The 25,726-nt window shown below is 50.5% G+C and carries 19 protein-coding genes; 11 read left to right on the forward strand and 8 right to left on the reverse strand.

Features of this window, described 5'->3' with window-relative positions; genetic code table 11:
• Positions 1 to 216: 216 nt before the first annotated feature.
• From E1189_RS20295 to E1189_RS20345, 11 genes are all read left to right on the forward strand, one after another.
• Entirely contained in the window at positions 217 to 1,722 is a 1,506-nt protein-coding gene (locus E1189_RS20295) for a hypothetical protein (RefSeq protein ID WP_155162984.1), read from the forward strand.
• Between the two features lie 228 nt (positions 1,723 to 1,950).
• Complete coding sequence (gene hemC / locus E1189_RS20300) at positions 1,951 to 2,919, forward strand: hydroxymethylbilane synthase (RefSeq protein ID WP_155162986.1); 969 nt, start codon at positions 1,951 to 1,953, stop codon at positions 2,917 to 2,919.
• Positions 2,916 to 3,653 (forward strand): uroporphyrinogen-III synthase, encoded by a 738-nt coding sequence (locus tag E1189_RS20305; protein WP_155162988.1) that lies wholly within the window; start codon positions 2,916 to 2,918, stop codon positions 3,651 to 3,653. Before hemC ends, E1189_RS20305 begins: the two co-directional genes overlap by 4 nt.
• A 46-nt stretch (positions 3,654 to 3,699) precedes the next feature.
• Positions 3,700 to 4,917, forward strand: coding sequence for a uroporphyrinogen-III C-methyltransferase (locus tag E1189_RS20310; RefSeq protein ID WP_155162990.1), 1,218 nt, complete (start codon positions 3,700 to 3,702; stop codon positions 4,915 to 4,917).
• On the forward strand, positions 4,914 to 6,134 hold the full coding sequence (locus E1189_RS20315; RefSeq protein ID WP_155162991.1) for a heme biosynthesis HemY N-terminal domain-containing protein: 1,221 nt from the start codon (positions 4,914 to 4,916) through the stop codon (positions 6,132 to 6,134). The genes E1189_RS20310 and E1189_RS20315 overlap by 4 nt, the downstream gene beginning before the upstream one ends.
• Positions 6,134 to 6,532: a DUF423 domain-containing protein gene (locus tag E1189_RS20320; RefSeq protein ID WP_155162992.1), complete on the forward strand. Its 399-nt coding sequence runs from the start codon at positions 6,134 to 6,136 to the stop codon at positions 6,530 to 6,532. The genes E1189_RS20315 and E1189_RS20320 overlap by 1 nt, the downstream gene beginning before the upstream one ends.
• A gap of 27 nt (positions 6,533 to 6,559) precedes the next feature.
• Positions 6,560 to 7,276 (forward strand): tRNA (guanosine(46)-N7)-methyltransferase TrmB, encoded by a 717-nt coding sequence (gene trmB / locus E1189_RS20325; RefSeq protein ID WP_155162993.1) that lies wholly within the window; start codon positions 6,560 to 6,562, stop codon positions 7,274 to 7,276.
• A 382-nt stretch (positions 7,277 to 7,658) separates the two neighbouring features.
• Positions 7,659 to 8,216 (forward strand): adenylyltransferase/cytidyltransferase family protein, encoded by a 558-nt coding sequence (locus E1189_RS20330; protein WP_155162994.1) that lies wholly within the window; start codon positions 7,659 to 7,661, stop codon positions 8,214 to 8,216.
• Positions 8,217 to 8,224: 8 nt separating this feature from the next.
• Complete coding sequence (locus tag E1189_RS20335) at positions 8,225 to 8,842, forward strand: NUDIX domain-containing protein (RefSeq protein WP_155162995.1); 618 nt, start codon at positions 8,225 to 8,227, stop codon at positions 8,840 to 8,842.
• Between the two features lie 15 nt (positions 8,843 to 8,857).
• Positions 8,858 to 9,415: a hypothetical protein gene (locus E1189_RS20340; RefSeq protein WP_155162996.1), complete on the forward strand. Its 558-nt coding sequence runs from the start codon at positions 8,858 to 8,860 to the stop codon at positions 9,413 to 9,415.
• 61 nt (positions 9,416 to 9,476) lie between these two features.
• Positions 9,477 to 9,809, forward strand: coding sequence for a tryptophan synthase subunit beta like protein (locus E1189_RS20345; RefSeq protein ID WP_155162997.1), 333 nt, complete (start codon positions 9,477 to 9,479; stop codon positions 9,807 to 9,809).
• On the opposite strand, the gene E1189_RS20350 is transcribed toward E1189_RS20345, so the two are convergent.
• The 8 genes from E1189_RS20350 to pstB all read right to left on the reverse strand — a co-directional run bounded on the left by E1189_RS20350 (position 9,781) and on the right by pstB (position 25,684).
• On the reverse strand, positions 9,781 to 11,151 hold the full coding sequence (locus E1189_RS20350) for a TolC family outer membrane protein (protein ID WP_155162998.1): 1,371 nt from the start codon (positions 11,149 to 11,151) through the stop codon (positions 9,781 to 9,783). The two genes, E1189_RS20345 and E1189_RS20350, sit on opposite strands and share 29 nt — an antisense overlap.
• 93 nt (positions 11,152 to 11,244) lie before the next feature.
• Entirely contained in the window at positions 11,245 to 15,579 is a 4,335-nt protein-coding gene (locus tag E1189_RS20355) for a cadherin-like domain-containing protein (protein WP_155162999.1), read from the reverse strand.
• Between the two features lie 33 nt (positions 15,580 to 15,612).
• Positions 15,613 to 19,473, reverse strand: coding sequence for a cadherin-like domain-containing protein (locus tag E1189_RS20360; protein ID WP_155163000.1), 3,861 nt, complete (start codon positions 19,471 to 19,473; stop codon positions 15,613 to 15,615).
• Between the two features lie 69 nt (positions 19,474 to 19,542).
• Positions 19,543 to 20,991 (reverse strand): HlyD family type I secretion periplasmic adaptor subunit, encoded by a 1,449-nt coding sequence (locus tag E1189_RS20365; RefSeq protein ID WP_155163001.1) that lies wholly within the window; start codon positions 20,989 to 20,991, stop codon positions 19,543 to 19,545.
• The gene (locus tag E1189_RS20370) at positions 20,991 to 23,159 is read right to left on the reverse strand and encodes a type I secretion system permease/ATPase (RefSeq protein WP_155163002.1); all 2,169 of its coding nucleotides are present in this window, start codon (positions 23,157 to 23,159) and stop codon (positions 20,991 to 20,993) included. Before E1189_RS20370 ends, E1189_RS20365 begins: the two co-directional genes overlap by 1 nt.
• A 160-nt stretch (positions 23,160 to 23,319) precedes the next feature.
• Positions 23,320 to 23,859, reverse strand: coding sequence for a pilin (locus tag E1189_RS25970; protein WP_408014780.1), 540 nt, complete (start codon positions 23,857 to 23,859; stop codon positions 23,320 to 23,322).
• A gap of 175 nt (positions 23,860 to 24,034) precedes the next feature.
• Complete coding sequence (phoU, locus tag E1189_RS20380; RefSeq protein WP_230460559.1) at positions 24,035 to 24,775, reverse strand: phosphate signaling complex protein PhoU; 741 nt, start codon at positions 24,773 to 24,775, stop codon at positions 24,035 to 24,037.
• A 12-nt stretch (positions 24,776 to 24,787) separates the two neighbouring features.
• Positions 24,788 to 25,684: a phosphate ABC transporter ATP-binding protein PstB gene (gene pstB / locus E1189_RS20385; RefSeq protein WP_408014779.1), complete on the reverse strand. Its 897-nt coding sequence runs from the start codon at positions 25,682 to 25,684 to the stop codon at positions 24,788 to 24,790.
• Positions 25,685 to 25,726: the final 42 nt, after the last annotated feature.

Genomic DNA, 25,726 nt, shown 5'->3' on the forward strand with positions numbered 1-25,726 from the left:
AAAAGACACTTACTACCGCCAGGCTTTGGGCTTCATTAAACCTTATTAGGTACCCGGATCATTGCTTTCACATAATGATGGCAAGTGAATCCTCACAATGAAGAGCAGGCGGTAAAACTGGACGGCTGTAAAACTGGACAGCTAAAAGCAATATAATCTCGCTAAACGACATCCATGGTCTATACATAAATGGCAGCCCCTCAAGAGTGATGACCAATGGGATCTGTTGCTGCGAGTCTGGTTTTGCCGATCTGGAAAAAGTTATTTGCGTGTATTTTGATCCTCTGCCTGTTTTTTATTACGCCCCATACTCATGCAGTGAAATTTAAACGCTTCAAGGTCACAAATCTGCAAACCAGTACAAAAGGCGCAGATCTAGTATTCCAGCTCCGACATCAAGCAGAGCAAGCCAAGCGTCAAGAGGATGAAAAAGAAAGAGAGAAAAAAGGTTTCTGGAAAAAACGAATGGACAAAAGCCCAAAAACCAGCCCGCTAACATTGAGTCAAGCAGCACCTGCCTCACATTTAACGACAACAAAGATGAAAGAGTTAAGAGACGAAATGCTAACAGAAAGGGGGGATTTAACCGCACTGGAATTTATGGGTTCTGTGACTTTAGACACCAGTTTTTCAAAACAGGAGCACGGATCCGGTCAACTCATAACCAAAGAAAGCGACGACCCCGTCATCACCTTTGGCCATATCAACCTGGCTACAGATGAAATAGAAGCCAGCATTCAAAGTGCCCAAATGAACATTCGCCGCATCACACTTTATGATAGGTTAAAAGCAAAAGACGAACTGTGGTTCAGTGATAGATCCATAACACTGGATGGCTGGGACGTTATCCCCGATTCATCTGTCCCCCTGGAATCGTTCACACGTTTTTTATTTTGGAACCACGCACTCAGACCGCTGCGAAATGAAGGACATGCTTCCTACCCTGGTTCCACCGCTGCAATGCCAAGTAGTCCGCTCTATGGTCATTCAAATGCAGACATTCCCATAGACCCTCAAAAGCCCTCGATCCACGAACTGCGTCTGAGCGTTACAGTTCAAAGTGCCTATGAAACAGCCAATTCTGTGACAAAACCAGAACAGCTTTACCAAGCACTTGTGACTTTTGCCAATAGCCACAGGCCTATGCTGCAAAAGCTAGGAGTAATTGATGATCTGCTGGGAAGACATGTTGATAAGATTAGTATTCTCTTGCATAGCGAAAAACCCAATACGCCTGTCTCAGCAATATCTGCCTCAACACCTTCATTAGTGCATACAGCTTCAGTACTCACACACCAAAGACTCTCCTATCTGCAAACCCATACTTTCCTTGGTTTTGAGTATGTGTACACACCGGAAGCAACTGCAGCGTCCCCTCAAGCTCATGAAATACGATGGGATATACATGAGGACAAGACGGACCTTTTCATCCCACCTGAGCTTAGGCTCCAAATGCCCCCCATAGAGCAGAGTTATCGAATGGGAGGGGTTTCAATGTTGCCTCACTCTTTTGATCAGCCCAGGTATCACCACATACTCAATGAGACTGCTCAGCAGTGGCCTGGAACCAATACCCTAAATACCTACCCTCGAGTTTCAGGATACACAGCTGGCGCAGTATACCCTCCGATCACTACACTTCCAGCATCAGTTACACAACTGTATGGGCGTTTTCCAAGCATTGTCTGTCCTGCATGCAGCTCATTCTATAAACAGAGCTAGGAAATACGCAGAGGACAATGGACTCACCCTCGTTGTTACTCTTCTTTTTTTCTCCCACAACCACACAGGCCCCGTCTATCAAAGTCGATTTGAGATAAAAGCTTATGACCAGGCAGTCAGGCATTTCATTGGATGCTGCAGTTTTTTTCCTGCAAAAACCGTATGATTGGGTAATTATTGGAGCGCCCTGCTACACAAAGCTGGCAGTAAAAAAGAGTACAAGCAGCAATGAAAACCCTCAGAATCGCCACCCGCAAAAGCGCACTGGCTCTCTGGCAGGCGGAATATGTAAAAAGCCGACTGGAAACCTTACACCCGGATCTGAACGTCGAATTGGTAACAATGGTCAGTCGTGGCGATAAACTGCTTGATGCTCCACTGGCCAAAATTGGTGGCAAAGGGCTGTTTGTAAAGGAACTGGAACACGCCCTGCTGGAGAACCGGGCGGATATCGCCGTTCATTCCATGAAAGATGTCCCCATGCACTTTCCGGAAGGCTTGGGACTTTCTGTGATCTGTGAGCGGGAAGACCCTCGGGATGCTTTTGTTTCCAACACATACACATCTCTTGAAGAGCTGCCTCAGGGAGCGATTGTTGGTACCTCCAGCCTGCGCCGCCAATGTCAGATTCTGGCCAAACGCCCAGACCTCACCATCAACTTCCTCCGTGGCAATGTGAACACCCGTCTCGCCAAACTGGATGCTGGAGAATACGATGCCATCATTCTCGCCGCGGCAGGGCTGATTCGCCTTAAGTTTGAAGATCGCATCACCCATTGTCTGGAAACAGATTTATCCCTGCCAGCAGGCGGGCAAGGCGCCGTTGGCATCGAGTGCCGTACAGGCGATTCAAACATCATCGACCTTATCAAGCCACTGCATCACGAGGACACGGCCAAATGCGTACTCGCTGAACGCGCCATGAATCAGACACTGAATGGCGGTTGTCATGTCCCTATTGCCAGCTTTGCCGAGCTTCAGGGCGACCAACTCTTTCTGCGCGGCCTTGTCGGCCAGCCAGATGCCAGTAAAATTTTGCGAACGGAACACACCGTGCCTGCTAATGAATACGAACAGGCAGGCATCCGTGCTGCAGAGCACCTTCTGGAGCAGGGGGCCGGAGAGATTCTCGCCTCACTGCTACATTCCACCACAGCCAACGCCAGCACACCTGCTGGCTCATCAGACGAACAATGAGCTTACCTTTGGAAGGGCTGCGGGTGCTGATCACCCGCCCGCAGCCACAAGCCAACCGGCTTGCGGACTTTCTGCAGGGCAAAGGCGCCAAAACCACTCTTCTTCCCATGGTGGAGATTCGCCCTGTACTGCCAGCACCAAAGCTGGAGGAGCTATCACAGTTTCATAAAGTGATTGCTATTAGCGTGCCCGCTGTCGAAGTGGGTTTTCAAAAACTTACAGGGTTTCATCCAGATACCAAGTGGTTTACGCCGGGCAAGGGAACGGCCAAAGCGTTGAGGGAGAAAGGTATTCATCCCCAGTGTCCTGAATCGGAATTCACCAGCGAGTCCATGCTGGAACTACCTGCGCTGAAGCAGGTAGAAGGCGATAATATTCTGATTCTGAAAGGTGAAGGTGGGCGAGATCTGCTGACAGAGGAGCTCACTCGCCGGGGAGCACGGGTTGTAGCGGTGGTTCTCTATCGTCGTCAATGCCCTGATTACTCCCCAACCGAAATAGAAACGACACTGGCAAGTGCGGACATAAATGCTATTGTCGCCACCAGTGGTCAAATCATCAGCAATATTCAGGCCTGCGTACCCAACCTTCAGGATTTGATTCTTGTACCGCTGATTGTGCCCAGCCCACGAGTGGCCAGGCAGGCCAGAAAGTTTGGTTTTAAAAAAGTTGTTATCAGCCCAGGTGCGGGTGATCAGGATATTGCCGAGGCTTTATTACAGCTCGTATATTGATACGCTAAACAAACCGATAGACAAACTGATAAGTGAGCAGGTCAGGGTGAACGACAATACGCCACAGAAGATGTCCCAGCCCCCGAAGGATGAGCGGGCGGACAAATCATCATCGGGTATGGCCAATCGCCAGTCCGTCAAAACACCAACCATTAGTAGGCTGGCGGTGTTTGCCACCGCTCTGTCCCTGACTCTAACAGCAGTAATTGGAGCGGCAGGCTGGTACGGCTATCAGAGTGTCTGGCCGCTGCTCTCCAACGACAAACTGGCAGGCCAAAGCTGGGTAGATCAGCAATTCACTGAAAACAACCAGAGCGTTAAAAGCGCCCTCTACCAGACCCAGCAAACGATAAAACAGAATATGCAGGACGTTGTGGGGCAGTCTGACCGCCTGGTTACCCGCATCGATAATGTGGATCGTCGTCTGAACCGTCTTCAGGGCGCAGACCGTAATGTCTGGAAGCTGGCTGAGGCAGAATACCTGATGCGACTGGCTAACCAGCGCCTGCTCACCATGCATGATATCAAAAGCGCCAAAACTCTCCTGTCTCAAGCCGATGTGCTGTTAGTGGCTGTGGATGAATACGGCCTGTTCAATGTGCGTCAGGCTCTGGCAGAAGACTTGGCTGCACTGCGTGCCACACCGGAGAATGATATTACCGCCAGCTGGATGGAATTGAATGCTCTGGCTGACCGCATTGATCAATTGCCTCTGGCATCCTCCAATGCTCCCATGGTCGAGCCAGCCTCCGAACCGGAAATCATTACCAGTGATCAACCTGAAACCCTGCCAGATGATGCGCCCTTGCAAGAACAGGTAAGCTTTACTCTGAGCCAGTGGATCAGCGCAGCCTCCGAAGCCGCGGAGGATATCTTCAACACTTTTGCGGCCCAGTTCCGTCTGCGTGAAAGCAACCACAAAGTGGCTCCTCTGGTGTCTGCCCGCCAGGAGATGTACCTGCGTCAGAACCTGCGCTTGATGCTGGAGCAGGCCCAGACTTCTCTGTTGCAAGGGCGCACTGAGGTTTATCAGGCCAGCCTCAGGAAAGCTCAAGGTTGGCTCAACCAGTGGTTCATTAATAACGGTTCCGAGATTACCGCTCTTCATACAGCTCTGGATCGTCTTGCGGGAACGCCCGTTGAGCAATCAACACCAGACATCAGTCGCTCACTGACTTCTCTGAAAGCCTACATCAACGAAAAAGCGGATCATAACCTGCCCGTTGAACCTGTAACCAAAAGCAAGACGGAGGACAGATCATGAGACAGATCATCCTCAAATCCCTGTTTGTTCTGCTCTTGATTGCGGGCTGTTTTCTGACTGTTCGCTATTTCTTCCTTGATAGCGGGTATGTTCTGGTGGCCTATAACGGCTACACCCTTGAAAGCAGCCTTTGGGCGTCTATCCTGGCACTGGCTTTTTTACTCTGTGGATTAAAACTTGCGCTGTCACTTATTCGTACTTTGCAAAATGGTGCAGGTGCAATTGTTCCCATGACTGCCAAAGCCCGCCGTCGTCGTGGTCAAAAACTCTCTAACAAAGGTTTGATCGCATTTGCCAACGGCAATTGGAAAGCGGCCCAGCGTCATCTTTCCCAGGCTGGACAAACCGGCACTTTCCCTCTGCTGAATTACCTTGTGGCGGCAAGAGCCGCCAGCGCAAGTAATGATATGGAAGCCTGCAAAGACTTTCTGCGAAAAGCCGATGAGACAGCACCTGCCGCTTATATGGCCATTGGTATTACTCAAGCTGAGGTGCAGAGCTCGCAAGGGCAGTTTGAGCAAGCTTTGGCAACGCTCAAATCTCTCCATAAAAAATCACCCAGGCACCCGTACCTGCTTAAACTGCTAAAGCAAACCTATGAGCGACTGGGCGACTGGCATGCGCTGGCAGAATTACTTCCCCAACTGCGTAAGCACAAGGTTCTGGACAACGGCGCTCTGGAGGAGCTGGAAAAAAACATTTATCGCGAACTGTTTGATCAAGCACGTAATAAAGGTCGCAACCTGAAAGGAAGTGAGTGCACCCGTCCTGCCGATGACATCTGGCAATCTCTCACTAAAGCCCAGCGTCGCAATACCGATTTGCTTTATCGGTATGCACTGTGCCTGTTTCAGCTAGGCGCTCAGGAACAGGCGGAAGCGTTTATTCGTCGCCAGCTTCCCGCACTCTACAGCGTTTCCCTGATTCACATTTATGGTCGGATTGTCTGCACTGACCCCAGCCGCCAGCTTCTCGCTGCAGAAAAGCTGTTGGCAGAGCGCCCGAATGATCCAGAGCTGCTCTTGGCTCTTGGCCGTATCTGCTCCAAGAATCAGTTGTGGGGCAAATCCCGGGAATACCTGGAAACCAGCCTGAAGCTGCGTCATAGCGTTGATACCTATAACGAGTTAGGCATACTGCTGGCACAACTGGGAGAGCATGAGCTAAGTTCCGGCTACTTCCAGAAAGGCCTGACTCTTGCGACGGATAATGTGTAATGGGGCGCTCATTTCTGATTACTGCTGCAATATCAGGATTTCTTGTGGTGGCACTGGGTGCTTTTGGCGCCCATGCGCTGGCCGCAAGTTTTTCAGCCTATCAGCTGAATATCTGGGATAAAGCCGTCAATTATCAAATGTTTCATACAGTAGCCCTTGGCCTGGTTGCGGTGCTGGCACTTTTTTCTTCTGATAAACCCAATCGCACATTATTGTGGGCTGGACGCTTTTTCACCACAGGTATCGTGCTGTTTTCTGGCAGCCTCTATCTGCTGGCGATTACTGAGATTCGCAAACTCGGTATGGTCACTCCGCTGGGTGGAGTCGCTTTTCTGCTGGGCTGGCTTACAATTCTCTGGCACGGGATTCGGATCACCCCGTATAATGCGCGCCCTTGAAAAACGTTCACTGACAGTTTCTCCCCCATGACCGAAACCGATATTTCTTCAAACGATCAGGCGCAAACGCCTCATCCCCGTAAGATCAAAAGCTTTGTACTGCGAGCTGGGCGAATGACAACCGGCCAACAGAAAGGCTGGGATGTTATTTTTCCGAAGCAGGGCCTCAAGCTGGAAGACGGGCTGTTGAATCTTGATGGCGTTTTTGGCCGCAAGGCTCCGCTGGTACTGGAGATCGGCTTTGGTATGGGTTTGTCTCTGGTTGAGATGGCTGGTAACGAGCAGGATAAAAACTTTATCGGTATTGAAGTTCATCGCCCCGGCGTTGGCAGCCTGATGAACGAAGCAGATAAAGCTGGTCTCAGAAACTTACGCGCTTACTGCGACGATGCGGTAGAAGTTCTGGCCAAATGCATTCCAAATAGCAGTATCGACCGTCTGCAGGTGTACTTCCCGGATCCATGGCACAAAAAACGTCACAACAAGCGTCGCCTGATTCAACCTGGATTTGTTGCATCTCTGCTGCCCAAGCTGAAAACCGGTGGTGTTCTGCACTTGGCAACAGATTGGGAAAACTATGCAGAACAGATGATGGAAGTGATGAACGCCGCAGAAGGCTGGAGAAACCAGGCTGGCGAGAACAATTACTCTCCCCGTCCGGATTACCGTCCCATTACCAAGTTTGAAAAGCGTGGCGAACGTCTGGGCCACGGTGTGTGGGATCTACTCTTCGAAAAGATCTGAGTATCAAAATAGAAATACAAATGCTCGACTTCGGTCGGGCGTTTTTATATCGGCCAGAACAAAGAGCTAAGGGGGTTATTGAGAGTAGCTGGAAAAAGCAAAAAAAAAGCCTGACATCCAAGCAGAGGGGGGAGGAAAATGATGTCAGGCCTATTATTACAACCAAAAGTCAGGGAGTAATGAAAAAGCCTGTCCATAATAGCTCTTTACAATTTTCACAAAATCCGTAAATCCACGAGAGGGGTTGCCATAATTACCTAACCTGACAAGAGCTATACCAAGTGTATATTTTTGTAGTTCTACAAAAGCCAGTATTCATTTCCCGAACTTCGCAAGTCAGTTAGAATTAACAGCTTCACCACCATTCATTTTCGGTTGATTCATGAAGCGTACTGGCGTTTTCGGCTCGGCTTTTAATCCTCCTACACGAGGGCATCTGGACGTTATTCAACAAGCCGCCTCAGAGTTCGAGCACATTCTTTTGGTTCCCAGTGCTGCACACGCTTTTAACAAGCAATCCCTCTCTCTGGAAGCCCGTGCCGGGCTGCTGGCTGCTTTTTGTGAGGATATGGCAGACATCCACTGCTCTGTGACTGTATCCCTTGTGGAACAGAAACTTCACCAGGAAAAGCCGGATCGCCCCGTATACACCTGGACGCTATTAAATCACCTTAGCCAACAAAACCCTGATACCGAATTCAGCTTTATCCGAGGCCCGGATAACGCTGCCCCTGAAACCTGGCAGCGGTTTTACCGCCATCAGGAAATTAGTGAACGGTGGAATATTTTTACCGCCCGTGAAAATATTCATGCACGCAGCACACTGGTACGAAAACTTCTGCAAAACTGTAATGAGAGTGAGATTCCAGAGCAGGCACTTGCCAAACTGGTTACACCATCGGTTTTAGCACATCTGAAAGCGAAGAACCTTTACAGATAGGAAGGACAATGAGCAGCAAGAGCAAACTCTCTTTCACCATTGAAAAAACAGAACCTCTCTACAAAGGTTTTTTTCACGCTGCTCGCTATTACTTTCGCCACTCTCTGTTCCGTGGAGGGGAGAGCAACCTTGTTGCGCGAGAGGCCTTTCTTCGCACACCCGCCGCCGCAGCATTGCTCTACGATGAAAAACTCGACAATGTCGTTCTGGTAGAACAGCTTCGGGTTGGCGCCATGATTGAAGCTGGTGCTAACGCCGAATCTGCCTGGATGCTGGAGGTTGTGGCAGGCATCGCAGAGCCAGGTGAAAAGCCGGAAGATGTCGTGATGCGTGAAGCGGTAGAAGAGTCTGGCTGTCTCATCACAGAACTGAAGCCCATCTTTGCGTATTATCCGTCTCCCGGTGCCTGCAACGAAGTCATTCACCTCTTCTGTGGTCTGGTCGATAGTTCCAATGCTGGAGGCATTCACGGGCTGGATTCAGAAGACGAAGACATCCGCGTACATGTCATCAAAGCGACAGATGCTCTTGCTATGCTGGACGATGGCAAGATCAATAATGCAACAACAATTATCGCCCTGCAGTGGCTGCGCACTTACAGAAGCCAGCGCACATCAGCAGGCTAAATCAGGACATCAACAATGACTCCTTTTCGCGGTTTTTTGTTTGCCCTCACCCTGGCTGTTCTCGCTGGGTGTAGCTCAACACCTTATAAAGATGGTTATCCGTTTTCAGCGAACTGGGCGGTATTGCCTGTTCAGTCCCTGCAATCGGAAGAAGCAGGTATTCAGATTGAACGGATGCTGACGGTGCTGCTGGCCTCCAAAGGTATTAAGAAGGTGGAGCTGCCACCGGAAACAGAAACCCGCGGTGACAATTCCCTGCTGGACAGCGCCCATCGTCTGAAAAATGCACTGCAGTGGGCCGCCCAACACGGTGTAGAGCTCGGAATGGCAGGCACAGTCAACGAGTACACCAAAAGCACAGATGGCCGTTTCGCGATGGATCTGACCCTCAACCTGATGGATATCAAAACCGGTGATGTGATGTGGACTACATCTGGCCGAGGTGAAGGCCGCCCGGGGGATGACCCGATTGCCGTTGGCCGTAAGCTGGTGAGTACTCTGCTGTCCGGCCTTCCCCTGACATCCACTATGAAAGAGTCCAGCGGTTGGTTCAGCTGGGTTTCTGCGATGTAAGCTAAGGTCTGTGACGGAGTGCTAACCTGAAAAGAACGCACACAAATAACGGTCACTGATTATGCTTTACGGGCTCAGGGATGATGACGGAATACTGATAGCCATCGGCGAGCAGGCTGTATCGGAGCAGTGGCAGGAGCTGGACCAGAATTCCAGAGAAGTTCTCCGCTTCCTTAATAAACAACGCAGTTCAGATCTGGAGGACTCGGATAAAGACTTCATCCGGGTTCTGGACGACTTGATTGAGTTGATGATTGAAAAACAGCTTTTCCAGTTTACCGAGCTGCCCCAGCCCGCACAGGATAAACTCTTAAAACGCCGCTGGTACCGTCAGCAACTACGAGGCGATGACGATACTACCCACCTTATTGACCCCCAGGAAGGTTTACTCTGAAGTTCATTTCGGCCTGAAGCATCATTGGCAGGTCAACATTCATACTATCCAGCAGTTGCCCCGTTCCGTACAGTACTCGGTAGCGGGAAAACAACTCTTCGTGAACAGCTTCAATAAAGTCCCTCTGAGACTGGAACAGCTCGTTTTCTGTATCCAGCAAATCCAACAATGAACGTTTTCCTAACCGGAACTGCTGCTGATAGGCCTTGGCCACTTCCCGGCTGGCAGAAATGTGCTCCTTCAGATAATTCACCTGACCATCCATATAAACGAATGAGTCCCAGGCCAGGCGTAAGTCTCGCGTCACATTACGATAACTCAGTTCACGGGAAGCACGCGCTTCTTCTACCTTCCAGGCTGCTTCTCTGCGGCGAGCCTGATCTGCCCCACCGTTATAGAGGTTGTAGGAGAAGTTCAGCATGGCGCTGAGCGTGTCGGTACGGCCATCGGCCGTAGGAATATCGGAGCGGATGTCGCTGAAGGTTTGCCCAACTTCCAAATCCAGCTGGGGCAGGAAATTACTTTTGGTGGCTTCAGCCTGAGCTTCATAGGTTTTTACATCGTAACCGGAGGCCTTAATCATGGGGTTGTTCTGCCCAGCCATGGCCATGGCTTCATCCAGGGTCACAGGCAGCATGGAGATATCCATCTCCGGCATAACCAGACTATTAGGCTTGCGATTCACAACACTGAAAAACTCACTGCGCCCATTGGAGAGTGTGTTTATAGCTGTTACGAGATTGGCACTGGCCCGTGCCCGACGGCTTCTGATTTGTTCGAGATCTGAGGTGCGGGAGAGCCCGCTATCGGTACGGGTGTGAATTTGATCGTATATCTCATCGTGAATCGCAAGATTTTCACGAGCCAGCTCCACAAGCTGCTCCGCCCGAATCACTTTGAGATAGACTTCTGCAACTTGCAGGGCCACAGTTTCTGCTCTGGCGTGCATCATCAGAGAGCGGGAACGGGCATCCATCTGCGCTCCTTTCAAGCGGCTGCTGGTGCGGAACCCATCAAAGAGCATCTGTTGAACGGCGAAAGTCGTTTCTCCCAAACGATCCGTTGTTTTTGTATTTCCAGATTTGACATTGGTGTTCTTACGCTGCCAGCCGGTACGACCGCTAATACCCAGTTTAGGCAGGTATCCGGCACGCTCGATGGCAATAGTTTCTTCCGAAGCACGAAAACGGTTCATGCTGATCAGCACTTCCGGATTAGTTTCGATGGTATAGGAAATCGCCTCCTGAAGGGTGTCGGCCTGAGCCTCCAGAGGAAGTGTACTGAAAGCGCACAGCATGGCACCTGCGAGATAACTTTTAGCAACGGAAAAACGGCGTCCCATCCCTGGACCCTCTGAGTAGTGGGCATAACATTCTTATTGTTATCGACGGCTCCTAGCTCAGAGTTTAGAGACAAATCTAACGGTGAGTAGAAATCAGGAGAGCAGGTTGCCATTATCCGTCAGCTGACTGGTCAACAGCGTGACATCCGTGGTACCAAAAGTGGCTGAGAGATCAACACCATCCAGCACTATGTTTTGAACCACCGGGCCACCGGCTGTGGTGCTGATGCCAATGGTAGTATCTCCACTTTCAAAACTGAAGCTCAGGAACTGATCCAGACTTTCGGAAGCGTTATCAGGCAGCAGATCCCTTAGATCCAGTACATCGCCAGCCCTTCCGGTACTGAAATCTGTGATGGTATCCACAGTAGGATTATTCTCTACTCCCTCGTGCCCGGATTGCCAGATAAAGAAATCCTGACTTTCGCCACCGGTCATAACATCAAATCCGGCACCACCGATGATGGCATCATTCTCCGCTGTGCCACTGAGGATATCTGTGCCGGTGCTTCCAGTCTGTTCATTTTCGATGGTGACCAGATTCATTGAGATAGAAGATGCCGTTGTCCAGTTACTGGACACATTACCCCATACATCATATTCGCTGGTTATTACTGAGATATTGATCTCCCCGCCATTGAATGAGGATAAAGTCAGCCCATCCGCTATGGCATCAACACTCTCCAGCCCTGCACGATTGCCGGGAGTGGCTGTCCATACAAGTTCGTGCCCACTGGTCGTCACAGTGCCGTGATCTGTCCACTCCGGTGGAATATTGAATTCCGTTCCATAAGGATGAGCGATACGAATCTCAGTAATGCGGTCCGTGTCATTTTGGGTACTCACCACAAAATCAATGGGCATCATATCACTCGATGTATCCACACGATCAACAGCAGAATAATCGCTAAAAATCGCATTATCCGTTACCTGCACTTCATTCGAGCCATTGACATACACCGTAAGAATGCTCTGACTGATATCACCATCGGAACCTGTAGCAGTATAAATAAACCGATCATTTCCGGTTTCTCCTGCCACAAGATTATTAGTGGCCTCCAGATTGTTATTGATGTTGTAGATATAGGTGCCATCGCTACGAAGAGTGAGGGTGCCATAGCTTCCTTGCAATGTTACGCCAGCACCGTCGACAGAACGTGATGTACCATCTGGCAAGGATACTGTGGTGACACTGACTGCTCCTGTGTCGTTACTCAACACATTACCTTCCACCAGCTGTTCAATAGATGTAGCGTTTTCGGGGTCGAAGGTACCTATTGAAGGTCTAAGTTCCTCAATCAGCCCCGTTTCACTGTCTATAGTCATCATGGCAGGAACGTTTGCCCCCCAATCGATACCAATCAGCTCACCATCAACGGAAGCTAATGAGTGAAGAGAACCAATATCGGAAGCACTTGGTAATACACTCATGCTGGTTGAGTTACCATCAACATCAATGCGTAGAAATGTGTAGCGAGCTGGAGACTCTGCATAGCCCTGAGTGTAGAGGGCTCCATCATGCCAAACCATATCCCCAAACAAACCCACTTGCTCTGCAGACGACACATTACCGATACTTGTTAACGCCCCGGTGGTTGTATCCGCTCTATAAATATTGCCGTCATACTCGCTAGCGAACAGGCTTCCATCTGGAGCGAAAGTCAGACCCGTTATATTCAGGCTACTTGAAGGAAGATCATAAGAGCCAACAACCGTTGCACTTTGAGTGGCTGGGTCAATCGTGTAGATATGAGTGTTATTCGCACCGTACAACACTCCAGATGGCGACATTGCAATTGCCAGCATTGACGGGGATAACTCTCCCAGTTTATGGGTTATACCCGTTTCCGCATTCACGACACTTAAATGCATACCGCCATCATTTACATCGTCCAGAACATACAGAGAACCGGCTGGCAGGGCAGACTCTACGACAGTTGCACTATCTGCATTGGCGAAACTGTCGGCAATCACACTCACAGTCAGGGTAGCGGTCGAGGTTGTTGTACCATCACTCACTGTGTAACTGAAGGTATCAATGCCACCACTCACAGCAGTAAACAGTGGTGAGTAAGCGTATGTACCGTCAGAGGCGATCGTGAGAGTACCGAAATCTCCGGCAATATTCACTGTGCCGAACTGATCCACTTCCTTATCGCCGACATGGGTGACTCTCAAAACATCACCATCGCTATCGGCATCATTCCCAAGCAGCCCCAAATTCACTGAGCTGTTCACTGAGAAGCTCTGATCCGACATAACAGACAGACTGTCATCAACAGCAATCGGAGCTTGGTTTTCTGCCGTATTTAAATAAACGTCCAGGGTAGAATCGGAGGTACCACCTTCAGCATCCTCAATCTGGTAATCAAAGGTATCAACTGGCATTTCGCTGCCGTTAGCCAGTGTATTGAGTTCAACATTACTTAAAACCCGGTCATACACCCGCACTTCATCAATCATGCCGTCAAAGTTAAACGACCCTGACTGAACACCATCATGATATTTATTCACAGAACCGGCCGAACCAAGGGCTACTCCACCAATAGCATCATCAAGGCTTTGGGCATTTGTTGAAAGGCCAAAACTTTCACCATTCAGAAAGGCTTCCAGTGTTCCTGCGCTACCATCCAGAGTAAGGGCAACATTCTGCCATTGACTGGCATCTAAACTGGAAATATCGGTACTGAGATATTCGCCATTCCAGTTTGCACCATCGTGGGCACCGGCATACAGTGTGTTGTTCTGGATATAGACAATGAATCCCCCACTACCTCCACCTTCTGTATAAAGCACCTGACGATCGGTTAAGTCATTATCAGCACCGGGCTTGAAGGCGAAGCTGATGGTTCGTTCTTCAACGTTACCGCCACTGGATTCAAGAGGGTCAACGTAGGTATGGGCAACTTCAACAGTGTCATTGAATAGAACATCTTCAGGTATGTTTTTGGTGATAATGACATCATCAATGCGGAAGAATCTCTGATCCTCAGTGAGTTTCAATTCTGTGGTGGGATCACCCGTTGCTGGTAAAGTGATTGTCTGCTGTGTGGTATGAAGACCTACCCCACGGGGAGCTGTAAAAGTTGCAACGCGCTCCCCACCCCAGTCGAGATAGACTTGGGCGTCTGAACTGTTACTTTTACCCTGTGCAAGAGTGAACGTCAGGGTATAGCTCTCAGCAGTCTCATCACTGGTGTCTACCTGTCGTTTTAAGGTTGCAGTGTGCCAGCCATACAAAAAGCCTCCCTCTGTAGGGTCTGCGCCGAAGCCACCGGAGACATCCCATCCTTGTGTTGTACCATCATTGAAATTGTTATTCACAACCTGATTACTGACTGGCGTGTAATCTTCTACTGAATGATGGATATTATTAACGGAAACATGATCTCCCCGGCCATCAAGACTCAGAGCATTACCAGAAAATCCATTTTCTACAATCGCAGCCTGCCCATGAAGCATGCCGTTATCGGTGACCTGATCGACACCAGACTGATCTTCTGCCACCTTATCAGACGTTGGCTGGTTAAATCCCCAATAGGCCACCAGTCCGCTCTCAATATCCACCTCTTCCGCCTGGTAACTATAAGAGCCATCCGTCTGAATCGTGAGCGTCCCGTAATTCCCCTGAATTGTTGTTGGTCCCAAGTCAGTTACAGCCGTACCATTCACAGTATTGAGTGATATACCTGTGCCCGAGTCGTTTATCAAAACACCGGATTGCTGACTCAGGGTTTCACCAAATACTATCTGCACGGAGTCCCTTGCTGCTGATGCGGCTTCATGCACAGGCTCTGGTTCAGCTATGACTGTGGTTATCTGTGTGCCGCCAATCATCACTTGAGGCTCTGGCTCAGCTTGTGGAACGGTTATAGGGCTATTAGGAACAACTTCTTGAACAGCAGGCGCTGGATTGGTTATCGGATTGACCCCTTTACCTGTATAGGCACTCTCAGTGCCTCGCTGAGATAAAAAGCTTTCTCCCGCTCTACTCTCAGAGTCAGGAAGAGCGGATAAATCCAGCGCACTTTCCAGGTCACTGCTGACAATTTCAGGTGTTGTTTGAAAGCTATGGGCAAACAGCATTTCACCACCATCAGGACTTTCGCTCTCTCGGGATACAGCATCGTTCTTTCTGGGCGCTCCATCCTCCATTTCAGTCTGTTCAGTTTGAGATTCGTTGATAGCCTGAGGAGATTCAACAAAATCCGTAGCGGGGATGGCCACAGAACCACCGGATAACGAAAACGCCATATTGGCCGGAACGGTAATAGTTCGCCCGTCAGCAGCCTGCAAAACAGCAGAGCTGCCACTCTGTGTTTGAACCGTTTCCTCAGGTTTGAGTACATCGCCTTCAGACAGCACTCTGGTTGACCCATCAGGGGATACAGCCAGCACCGTTCCTGTCATTTCCCCAACCTTCACCATATCAACCGCTCCTTCCCTGTCAGCTGTCGCTTATCAGCTAATAAGATTTCCGTTATCCGTAAGATTATTCACCAGTGATGCGGAATCTGTTGTTCCGTAGCGCACCGTCAAATCAACATCCTGCAAAACAATCTGCTGAACCACTGGCCCACCCGCCGAAGTGCTTACGTTGATGGTTGTATCTCCATCCGCAACATTGAAGCTGAGATATTGATCAAGATTCTCCGACGCACCGTCCGGTAATAAGTCACGCAAGTCCAGAACATCTCCGTGACCAAAGGCATTAAAGTCGGTGATGGTATCTACAGCCGGAGAGCCACCGGTGCCTACATCTTCTGGCCGCCAAACATAGAAATCAGAACCATCACCACCTGTCATCGTGTCGTTGCCGGCACCACCGATAAATTCATCATGAAAATTCTGACTTTCAGAAGAGCCTGTCAGAGTGTCATTGCCATCGGTTCCCATCCGTGTGTGGTCGATATCCACATAGTTGGTTTGGATGGTGGTGATGGCTGGAAGTGCATCTGTCAGATTGCCATCAGCATCGTATCCGCTACTGGTGATATTGATTCGCATCCAGAAACCGTTAACGAAATCACCATCTTCAGTGGTGAACGTCAGGCCGCTGGAGAGAGCGTCGAACACTTCCAGACCTGCGTGAGTACCGGGGTTAGCAGTCCAGATGAGATCAAAGCTATCTGCGTCATTGCCAGTGATAGTACCGGCTTGAAGAAGCTCATCCGGAATATTGAAAACAACGTCCTTATGGTGGCGAATATGGATCTCTGTAATGCGATGGTTCTCACTGGCCTGCGCTGTAAAATCAACAGGTACAGGGTTATCGGCATCAACGCTTTCCATAGTAATTGAGCTGGTCAGCAAAGCAGATTCCGCCACGTCCTGCTCATCCTGGCCATTTACGTACACGGTCAGTACGCTTTGGCTTGGCTGGCCGTTGATATCCGTTGAGGTATAGGTGAATCGGTCAGTCCCTGTTTCACCAGTAGCAAGGTTGTTAGTTGCTGCAAGTCGATCATCAACCTGATATTCGTAGCTGCCATCACTCCTGATTGTGAGGAAGCCAAAGGTGCCCCGGATAGTTGTACCGTTACTGGTCACAGAATGAGAGGAGCCACCTGGCAACTGGATAGATGACACCGCCTGCGGATTTGTATCGTTATCCAGAACATTACCCGCCATTGTTCGCATTCCGGTAAGGGAACCACTGCCTCCATCCTGTAACTGGACAATGTCTCCGAACTCCTTGATGCCGCCATTCACTGTATCTAACACCACCGATTGCCCGGTATTCAAAACCCCAACCAACTCTCCGCCCACAGAGGCCAGTGTATCCAGATAGAACAAATCCCTCTCATGAGCAGGCTCAGTCACAACAAGACCGCTGTCTGTTATGTCAATTCTTACCAGATAGCTTTCGGTAACAATTAAACTTCCACCATCATCCACTCCCAGCCCTGCTGTCAGTGCATACAAGGCTCCGTCATGCCAGGCAATACTATCGGACGTGATATTTTCGTAGCCTTGATCCTCAAGAGAGCCGAGAGAAGTGGCCTGACCAGTTGTGAGATTGATCGTGTTTACTTCTCCGGAGGTGTCATACATATATAACGTGCCATCCGGTGAAAAGGCCAAACCCGATATATCGTACTGAGGGAAATGTGAGACACCGTGGTTACCGATTTCCGAGAATTGAAGTGTCTCAGGGTCAAGGGAGTAAAGGCGTGAATTGTCCACAGCGTAAATTTCTCCGGAGGGAGATACCGCTAACTCCAAACCATGATTCTGCACCGCCCCCTGCAAATCTCCGAGAACATAGGAAACACCGCTTTCAAGGTCATAGGCCCGTAAATAAGCGCTGTCATTATCTGCGTCGTAATCCACAACAAAGACAGTGGCGGGTGACCACCCGGATTCACTGATGCTGAGACTGTCAGCATTGGCATGACCCTGAGCCAGAATATTTACGGAGAGTGTGGCAGTTGACGTTGTTGTGCCATCACTGACGGTATAACTGAAAGTATCCGTCACACCGCCACGGACCCCATTGGAGGGCGTATAAGCATAAGTGCCATCAGCAGAGATAATCAGCGTTCCGTACTGACCATCGATTGTCGTTGTGCCATCGGCACCAACAACCGTGCCGCCGACATCTGTCACTGTGAGAGTGTCGCCTTCCAAATCTCGATCATTCCCCAGCAAACCAACGACTGCCGCACTGTTAACCGCTACGCTCTGACCGGCCATCACTGTCAATGCATCGTTCTCAGCGACAGGTGCCGTATTATCCGGGGCCTGAACCGACACAGTTAGTGTTGAAGTTGATACACTTCCGGATGCGCTCTGAATGGTGTAATTGAATTGATCATTCGGTGCAGCACCTTCTGCCAGGGCCTTAGCCTCAACCTCATTTAAAGCGCGATTATAAACACGCACATCGTCAATCAGGCCGGTAAATGTGAAATTCCCGGAATGATGACCATCGTGGAATTTCGTTGTAGCGCCGCTGCTTCCCCCAACGCCGATATCACCATCGTGGGAATCAAGCCCCCTGGCGCTGGAAGTTTGCCCGAAGAGCTGACCATCCAGCCAGGCATTCATGGTGCCAGCATCACCATCCAGAGCCACGGTCACGTTATGCCACCCATTCAGACCAGACAGATTGACACTGAGAAATGACCCCGACCAGTCTGAGCCGTTATAAGCTCCGGCGTACAGCATGTCATCGATGATATAAACGATCCCACCGGTTGAAGCGTCCCCTTCCTGATACAAAACCTGCCGCTCCCCCTCAAGAGTGGCTTCTGGCATTTGAAAGGACAAATTGACAGTTCGCGCCTCAACACTCCCATCCAGAGGAATATTCAGCTCGGGGGATTCCTTTATAGAAAGGTGCCCATCTAAAGCTCCTCCGGTTACTCCACCATCAGTAATCGAAGCACCACGCTCCAGCCTGCCCGGGTTGGCATAGCTGTCTACTGTCGCCTGATCTGACACAATTCCATCGACAACATTCTGATTAAAATTCCAATAGGCAACGAGATCATTATGCAAGTCCATCTCAGTCGCATCATAGGTATAACGTCCATCTGGCCACACTGTCAGGGTTCCAAAGTTGCCGTCAAGTGTGGTCGTCCCATTGGTATTGACGGGGCTGCCATTCAAATGGGTGAGACGAATCCCTTCCCCTGTGTCATTAGCAAGAACTCCACTTTGCTGTGAGAGTGTTTGCCCTGTAATCGCGACGACAGAATCAGCATTCGCACTGGTAACCTCCGAACGGTCTGTAGACATAACCTGTACCCCAGAGATCATAGCCCCGCTATCAGTAGATGAATCAAGAGCAGGGCGTCCGGCACTGGTTGCAGACAAAGGAGTAAAGCCGTCAGGCTGAGAAGAAACAGCTGGTGCGGATGGTTTTACAGGAGAAAATGCCGAGAAGTCATCAAGGCCACCACCAGCCTTAGCAACGGATGGCGTGCTTCCAAAACCGTGGAGAACGCCGGCACTTCCACCCCCTAGAAGATCCGATGTGGCAGACTCTTCTATGAGACAGGCCACAGAGCTATCGTTCCCATCACCACAGGCTGCCGCATCATCAGGCGTACTTTCTGCCGCCGTATCATCACCCGCAGCAGGAGTGGGTTGAAACATATTAAAGTGGATGGGAACACCGGTCTGGGGCACAGGCAAGGTCATATTGGCGGGAACAGTAACCATCTGGCCATTGGAGGAGACCAACACAACATTGCTGCCATCACTGGTTTGAACCGTATCATCAGGTTGTAAGGTTGCCCCCTCAACCAGCATCCGCTTCGAACCATCTGGGGATACAGCGAATACCGTTCCTGATATGTCCCCGACTTTCATCATGGCAACTGCTCCTTCCCTGCATCCGTACCCTGTGCAGTAGTACCTCTACCTCCCCCTCAGCCTAGCAGGTCAGCGCTCTGTCAAAGCGTTGTCGCGGGCTTTGAGAATGGGCTTCAGAAGGTAGGAAAGTATCGTTTTCTTACCTGTGACAATATCCACCTGAGCATGCATTCCCGGGATAATTTCCAGTGGTTTTTCTTCCGTTCCAAGGTGACTGCTGTTGGTGCGAATCAGCACCTGATAAAAGCTCTCGCCTTCCTCATCAACAATCGTGTCAGCACTGATATGATCCACCACACCTTCCAGGCCGCCATAAATAGCAAAGTCGTAAGCGGTGAGTTTCACAATGGCTTCGTCGCCAATCTGGAGAAACGCCACGTCTTTAGGATTAATCTTCGCTTCCACAAGCAGGGCCTCTTCCACCGGTACGATTTCAATCAAATCCATACCCGGCTGCACAACACCGCCCACTGTGGTGACGTGAATCTTTTTGACGATGCCTGCCAGTGGCGCCTGTACCTCCCGGCGGGCCACCTGATCTTCAAGGGATTTACGGGACTCGCTTAACTGGGCCAGCTTCACTTCCTGATCCCTCAGCTCTTCCTGAGCCTCTTCCCGGAATTTGATAGCCACTTCCCGCACCCGGCCTTTCTGTTCCTGCAGGGTGGACTGCAAGCGGGGCAGTGTCAGCTCTGCTTCGTTGAGTTCGGAGAGCAGGTCGTTCACCCTCTGTTCTAGCTGAATCATCTCCACTTCCGACACCACACCTTTCTGGGCCAGCGGCCGGGTCATGGAGAGTTCCTTCATGCCCAGATCGTAGCTGCGCTGCAGGTGGTCACGGCGGGTTTCCATGGCACGCATTTCCTGCTCACTCTGGCGTACCTTCTCTTTGGCTACGTCAGTTTCAGCTTCCAGACCGGCCCGACGGCTGTTGTAAAGCTTCAATTCTCGGCGCTGAACCTTGGGATATTCTGACACCTCCTCGGGGAACACCAGCTCACGATCTTCTGCCAGAGCTCGCAGGCGGGCAATAGAGGCCAGAACGCTCAAGTACTCAATTTCTGATTCCTGAAAAGTGGAGTTAAAGCTGGTGTCATCGAGCATCATCAGCACCTGGCCTTTTTCCACTCTCTGGCCTTCCCGCACCATCAGCTTTTCGAGTATCCCCCCTTCCAGGTTCTGAACAACCTGCAAACGGGAGGAGGGAACCACCTTTCCGGCTCCTCGTGTGATTTCATCGACCTCCGCCCATGCGGCCCACATCAGGGCAGCAATCAGCGCAAACAGACAAATAAAGATGAGCAATCGCCCCCCCTTTGGGGATTTCAGCAGCATAGCGGCCGAGGCGTCAGACATATATTCCAACTCAACTGCCGAAGCCTTACGGGGAGGGCGACCACCCTTTGGAAACTGAGCCACAGGAGCCTTCTGGCCCTTGGGGATAGGAGGCCGTACCTTTTTGCGGCCTCGCTTGGGGTCAAGCGGTATCGTTTTCTTATCAGATTTCTTGTCCGCCATCAGGAAATCCTCAACTTGCCTTCACGCAGGGCTGCAAATACCTGCTCCTTCGGGCCATCAGCAACAATTCGCCCCTGATCCATAACAATCAGGCGATCCACCAGCTCCAACATAGACGCTTTATGGGTAACCAGCAGCAATGTTCTTTTTTCACAGTACTTGCGCAGGTTGTCCCGCAGCCGGCTTTCTGTGGTGTTATCCATCGCGCTGCAGGGCTCGTCGAGGACAATAATAGGTGCATCCACCAGCATTGCCCGTGCCAGAGAGACACTCTGCCGCTGCCCGCCGGACAAACACACTCCGCGCTCACCCACCTGCATATCCAGTCCATCGGGGTGGCGGTTAGCAAATTCCTTCACTCCAGAGAGTTCTGCTGCCTGAATAATCGCACTGTCTTCCATATGGCTGACGCCGAGGGCAATATTTTCTTTCAGGGTGCCGTACAGCAACGTGGCATCCTGCAGGGCGCAGCCGATGTTGTGGCGAAGATCCGATGGATTGATCTGACGAAGATCCACGCCATCCACCCTTACAGCGCCGCTTTCCGGCTGGTAAAGCCCTAGCAGCATTTTCTCAACAGTGCTTTTGCCAGAGCCGATTCGTCCGATAATACCGACCTTCTCACCAGCTTTAATACGCAGGTTCACATTGTTCAGGGCTTTGAACTCCTGACCAGGATAGGAGAAGTTCACTTGATCAAATTCGATATCACCTTTCAGGGTAGGGCGGTGAGCAAAGGATTTTCCTTCCGGGCGGTCGGAAGGCATTTTCATAATGTCGTTCAAAGCAGCCAGCGCTACCTTACTCTGGTTGTAGCGTGTAGATAAGCCCGCTACCTGTGCCATGGGAGCCAAAGCACGGCCGGAAAGCATTACCGTAGCAATCAGGCCCCCCATACTCAGCTCGCCAGCAGCAATCAGATACACCCCGCCTACAACCATGGAGATGGTGACCAGCTGGGTAATAAACGAGGCCACGGTTCCGGCAGAAGAGGAAAGCATTTTGCTTTGAATACCCCACTTGGCGATATGGCCCACATTCTTTTCCCAGCGAGCCTGCATTTCACTTTCGGCGCGGGCCACTTTGAGGCTTTCGATGCTGGTCAGCACCTCAATCAGCGTGGCGTTCTTTTGGGCGGAGGAACGCACAGTTTTATCCACAGAGCGACGCAGCGGCCCCTGCAGGGCAATACCGTAAAGAGCAATCAGCGCAGCACCAACAAAGGGAATCACCGCCAGCGGGCCACCTATAAACCCAATCACCAGAAGAATGAGAATGGTGAACGGCAAATCCACCAGCGCGGTTACGGTTGAAGAGGTGATAAAGTCCCGAATGCTCTCAAACTCCTGAATATTTCTGGAGAAAGAACCAACAGACTGAGGCCGTGAGGCCATGGACAGCCCCATCACTTTTTCAAATATTCTGGAGGACAAAAGAATATCGGACTTTTTACCGGCAAGGTCGATGAAATAACCGCGCATCAACTTCAGCGCAGTGTCGAAACTAAACAGGATAAACGCACCGATCGCCAGCACCCACAGGGTTTCAATAGCATTATTGGGCACAACCCTGTCGTACACATTCATCACAAACAGCGGGCTGGCCAGAGCAAATATGTTGATCAGAAAAGAGGCCAGCAACACATCCCGGTAAATCCGCCAGGACTTGGTAATCGTGCCCCAGAACCAGTGACGTGAACGGACATTCAGGGTTTCCGGTGCCCGGTCATCGTACTGATACTTCTCCTTGATAAAGAAGGTATGGCCTGCGTATTCCCGCGCCAGAGCAAGGAAAGGCACCTCCTGAGCACCACTGCCGGATTCCGGCAAAATTACCTTGGCGGTTTTGGCTTTCCGGTCGATGCCGGTGAGCACACAGGCTTTCCGACCCTTGAGAAGCAGAACAGCGGGAAGAACCAGTGGAGAGATACGTCTCAGGGGTGTTTTCACCAGCCGGGCAGAGAAGCCACCTCGCTCCGCCGCACGAATAAACAACTCAGCGGTCAGCTTCCCATCCTGCAGGGGAAGACCGTGCTTCAGAGCATCAGCACTGCTGGGTCGCCCATGAATACGGGTGACAGTCACGAGGCTGTCTAACAGGGGGTCGAGATGGGTGCTGCCATCCTTGGGGACAAACCAGTTTTGCTGTGCATCGGCTGAAGCAGACATAAGACCGATGGAACCTTTACTGAGTACGCTATCTGCAAGACTAGGGGGTTATGGCAAAGGTGAGAGAAGATGAAGAAATCACGTCATAAAGCAGTCAACTTTCCCGAAAGTGAGCTACGCCTGTTCATCGTTGAACAGGCGCTGTTGACGCTGTGGCTCCTTACTCGCCAGGCACAGCCTGTGCTGTGACATCAACACCATCAACATTGATATGCATGCCACCACCTGAGCCCAGATAGTTACTACGGCAGGCTGCAGGAAGATAATTTTTATTAATTCGGAGAATGGAGTCATTGTGGTAACCACAATGCCATTTGAGTGTAGAGCCATCGTAGGTTGGAAAGAATAGTACTCTTGTATTGGGCAGAACATCCGATGGGAACCGGTTAGTGTTCAATTTAACCTGTATGTGAAATATGCTTTCAATACTACAGACAAACGTTTCAGCATACTCATTGGATATCGCTCCAAAATCAACTCCCACATCGCTGGCACAAAATCCAACCAGCGAATTATTAACTGCATAGTACTCAGTCGCATCTTTCGCGCCCTTACTGAGAATAGGAATAAGCTCACCCGCTATAGCCGCCCGGGCTGTATAGTTTTGATACGCTGGAATAGCGATAGCCGCGAGAATACCGATAATTGCTACCACAATCATTAGCTCTATCAGAGTAAAACCTGCCTGTAACTGCTTGATTATCTTCACGTTGTCACCATCATCCTTGATTCGGTCACCCTTTCCACTATAGCAGGTGTTTTAAGTACCCGGACCATTGCTTTCTCCTCTTTCAATAAAGAGAGAAGAGTCAGAAACATTAAAGCCGGACACTCCTGAGAAGTGTCCGGCTTTGTAAAAAAGAGGAAAAGTGGAATCAGGCGCCGGTCGAGTTATCCTCAAACACCTCGGCCCGCACACGCTTGAGACCAATGTGGCGAACATCCGTGCCTTTCACCAGATAGATCACATACTCGGCAATATTACGGGCATGGTCGCCAATACGCTCGAGGGAGCGCAACACCCACATAATGTTCAGTACACGACTGATAGCCCGTGGGTCTTCCATCATGTAAGTCACCAGCTCGCGCATGGCGGAGCGATACTCCCGGTCTACATTTTTATCTTCCTGAGCCACGGTGAGAGCCAGATCAGCATCAAAGCGGGCAAAGGCGTTCAGAGTATCCTGCACCATTTTGCGCACATGGTTACCGATATGCCGCGCTTCCACATAGCCGTGGGGAGATTCACCATGCTCTGCCAGATCCATGGCAAACCGAGCGATTTTAGCCGCTTCATCACCAATACGCTCCAGATCAGTAGACGCCTTGGTACAGGCAATCACCAATCGCAAGTCAGAAGCAGCAGGCTGACGCCGTGCCAGAATGCGAGCGGCTTCTTCATCGACCTTAACTTCCATAAAGTTCACATCGTCGTCTTTGGCGCGCACGCTCAAGGCAAGGTCGTTGTCCGCTTCCATCAGTGAGTCGATGGCATCAGACACCTGCTTCTCCACTGCACCACCCATGGCCAGAAGCTGGCTGCGCAGTTCTTCCAGCTCAGCGTTGAACTGCTGAGAGATGTGCTGGTTCAGATCGGTGTTCATATCAACTGGCATTATTTTTCATCCTTAACCGTAACGGCCGGTGATGTAATCCTCAGTTTTCTTCTCCCGAGGATTGGTGAAGATGGTATCGGTATCGCCAAACTCGATCAGCTGCCCCATATACATAAAGGCGGTGTAGTCAGACACTCGCGCGGCCTGCTGCATATTGTGGGTCACAATCACAATGGTGAACCGTTCCTTCAGTTCATTAATCAGCTCTTCGATTTTCAGGGTTGAGATGGGGTCCAGGGCAGAAGCCGGTTCATCAAGGAGCAAAACTTCAGGTTTCACCGCAATGGTACGGGCAATCACCAAACGCTGCTGCTGACCACCAGACAACCCCAAAGCACTTTCGTGCAAACGGTCTTTCACTTCATCCCAGAGTGCCGCGCCTTTCAGTGCCCACTCAACAGTTTCATCCAAAACGCGCTTCTTGTTAATCCCCTGAATGCGCAGGCCATAAGCCACATTTTCATAAATGCTTTTGGGGAAAGGGTTGGGCTTCTGGAACACCATGCCCACCCGGCGACGCAGGTCCGATACATCTACCTTTTTGTGGTAAATATCTTGCGCATCGTGGAGCACCTCACCTTCTATACGACAGCTTTCCACCAAATCATTCATCCGGTTCAGGCTGCGCAGCAGGGTCGATTTACCACAACCTGATGGCCCGATAAACGCAGTCACACGTTTTTTAGGGATTGGCATATTGATGCCGAATAACGCCTGTTTCTCTCCGTAGAAGAGATTCAGGTCGAGGATCTCGAGACAGGTTTCTTCCTGCTCCAGAGAGAGCTTTTGACGACCACGACCAATGTGGTCAAGGCTAATCCCGTGGGTGCGGAATTTGGCTTCAGTATCAGTTTGAGTCATATCCGCACGCTCGCTTTGTTTCTTGGCTACTGCTGCTTCACTCATCATTAGCCTTCCCTCTTCATCTTGTTCTTCTCTCTGGCAGCCTGC

It is taken from the genome of Parendozoicomonas verongulae, assembly GCF_009711465.1.
Lineage (GTDB): Bacteria > Pseudomonadota > Gammaproteobacteria > Pseudomonadales > Endozoicomonadaceae > Sansalvadorimonas > Sansalvadorimonas verongulae.

Coding starts and splice junctions, on each gene's coding strand:
- E1189_RS20340 (WP_155162996.1), top strand. CDS start 8,858: ATGACTCCTTTTCGCGGTTTTTTGTTTGCCCTCACCCTGGCTGTTCTC.
- phoU (WP_230460559.1), bottom strand. CDS start 24,775: ATGCCAGTTGATATGAACACCGATCTGAACCAGCACATCTCTCAGCAG.
- E1189_RS20365 (WP_155163001.1), bottom strand. CDS start 20,991: ATGGCGGACAAGAAATCTGATAAGAAAACGATACCGCTTGACCCCAAG.
- E1189_RS20355 (WP_155162999.1), bottom strand. CDS start 15,579: ATGGTGAAGGTTGGGGAAATGACAGGAACGGTGCTGGCTGTATCCCCT.
- E1189_RS20345 (WP_155162997.1), top strand. CDS start 9,477: ATGCTTTACGGGCTCAGGGATGATGACGGAATACTGATAGCCATCGGC.
- E1189_RS20295 (WP_155162984.1), top strand. CDS start 217: ATGGGATCTGTTGCTGCGAGTCTGGTTTTGCCGATCTGGAAAAAGTTA.
- E1189_RS20315 (WP_155162991.1), top strand. CDS start 4,914: ATGAGACAGATCATCCTCAAATCCCTGTTTGTTCTGCTCTTGATTGCG.
- E1189_RS20330 (WP_155162994.1), top strand. CDS start 7,659: ATGAAGCGTACTGGCGTTTTCGGCTCGGCTTTTAATCCTCCTACACGA.
- hemC (WP_155162986.1), top strand. CDS start 1,951: ATGAAAACCCTCAGAATCGCCACCCGCAAAAGCGCACTGGCTCTCTGG.
- E1189_RS20360 (WP_155163000.1), bottom strand. CDS start 19,473: ATGATGAAAGTCGGGGACATATCAGGAACGGTATTCGCTGTATCCCCA.
- E1189_RS20370 (WP_155163002.1), bottom strand. CDS start 23,159: ATGTCTGCTTCAGCCGATGCACAGCAAAACTGGTTTGTCCCCAAGGAT.
- trmB (WP_155162993.1), top strand. CDS start 6,560: ATGACCGAAACCGATATTTCTTCAAACGATCAGGCGCAAACGCCTCAT.
- pstB (WP_408014779.1), bottom strand. CDS start 25,684: ATGATGAGTGAAGCAGCAGTAGCCAAGAAACAAAGCGAGCGTGCGGAT.
- E1189_RS20350 (WP_155162998.1), bottom strand. CDS start 11,151: ATGGGACGCCGTTTTTCCGTTGCTAAAAGTTATCTCGCAGGTGCCATG.
- E1189_RS20335 (WP_155162995.1), top strand. CDS start 8,225: ATGAGCAGCAAGAGCAAACTCTCTTTCACCATTGAAAAAACAGAACCT.
- E1189_RS20305 (WP_155162988.1), top strand. CDS start 2,916: ATGAGCTTACCTTTGGAAGGGCTGCGGGTGCTGATCACCCGCCCGCAG.
- E1189_RS20320 (WP_155162992.1), top strand. CDS start 6,134: ATGGGGCGCTCATTTCTGATTACTGCTGCAATATCAGGATTTCTTGTG.